Annotated in this window: 1 protein-coding gene; it reads right to left on the bottom strand. The window is 42.0% G+C overall.

All coding sequences use genetic code 11. From position 1 onward, the window contains the following. The coding region (locus tag ACFIK8_RS09935; RefSeq protein WP_375669325.1) for a glutamine amidotransferase at positions 1-1,077 on the bottom strand (1,077 nt) is incomplete at both ends.

Below are 1,077 nucleotides of genomic sequence, written 5' to 3' on the forward strand. Positions count from 1 at the left end.
CTTTCTTTTTTCTTGTTGTGTAATCGTGTGATGTGTCCGCCAGTGTGTTTACTGATGGGAGCTAGTTTTTCTTCCGTTGAAATTAAGTCAAACAATTCCAGATTATCGAGCATCCCCACAGCAGAAAGGACTGTTAAATCCCCATTTTGTATGGTAAAAATCCCTTTTTCATTGGTGTTGATAGCTGCAGTAAAGAGCCCTTCTTGCTCTTTGGTAAGAATGATATTTTCTTTTTTGCCGGAGGGAAAGGTTATTTCGACTGGTTCTGGGTGATCTTTGAGCGTTTGGCGGCGAATCATTAAACGATGATGGTCACTAGTGGTGCTTAACTTTTCCTCTTCAAGTTCTGGTTCTTTCATAAGCCAATGGGAAATTCGCCGATAAAGAGCTGCATATGGTCCTCCACCCTCAAAACTTCGTGCCCAAAGCCAACTTTCGTCGGAAAGCAACATGCCTACACGCCCTTTACCAAAATGGGAGAGAAGTAAAAGTGGTTGTTCATCAGCTCCTTTCATGAGGGCAATGCCTTTGTTTATGTTTTGAATGGCAATTTGTCGTAGCCATTGCCCCCATTGAGAGGCTGGATAGGTAGGTGTTGCGAGACCTCTTGTGACAGGATGACGTTTACCTTCTTTGGTTAATGTAGGACGAAAAGGCTTTTGAATAATAACACCATTGGGCAATGCGGGCAGGACGCTTATTAAAGGTGTCTTCGCAAGCGAGTTTTTTTGGGTAAATTCAGGCCCTGTTATTATCAGCAATGCACCACCCTTTTGTACATATTGGGCGATATAATCATAATAGATTAATGGAAGAACCGCAGAATGTTGGTAGCCGTCCAGGATAATCAGATCAAAATTATTAATCTCTTCAACAAAGAGCTTTGTTGTAGGGAATACCACAAGTGACAATTGGCTTAATGGCGTATTGTCTGCTTTGTTGGGAGGACGCAAAATCGTAAAATGAACGAGATCAATATTGGAGTCACCTTTCAAAAGATCACGCCATGTTCGTTCACCATTGTAAGGCGCACCTGAAATAAGAAGGACACGCAAATTTTCTCTGATTCCTTCAATC

It is taken from the genome of Bartonella sp. MR168JLCBS, from assembly GCF_042194175.1.